At 43.6% G+C, this 250-nt stretch carries 1 protein-coding gene; it reads left to right on the plus strand.

Going from position 1 to position 250, the window contains the following annotated elements:
- Window positions 1-250 (plus strand): hypothetical protein (locus tag A3860_RS41035; RefSeq protein ID WP_216823414.1); only part of this gene is annotated, 250 nt, incomplete at both ends.

The raw sequence follows: 250 nt of genomic DNA on the forward strand, positions 1-250 counted from the left end.
TGGAACGGAAACACTTACAATGCGGCCGGTACATATAAAGACACTTTAACCAGTGCTGCCGGTTGCGACTCAATCATCACGTTGACATTGAATGTAAACCCAACCAAGACAGGTGCACAAACTGTAACTATTTGTAACAACCAATTACCATACATATGGAACGGCAACACATATAATGCCGCTGGAACCTATAAGGATACTTTAACCAGTGCTGCTGGCTGCGACTCCATCGTCACTTTGACATTGAATG

The sequence above is a fragment of the Niastella vici genome (assembly GCF_002077945.1).
Taxonomy (GTDB): Bacteria; Bacteroidota; Bacteroidia; order Chitinophagales; family Chitinophagaceae; genus Niastella; species Niastella vici.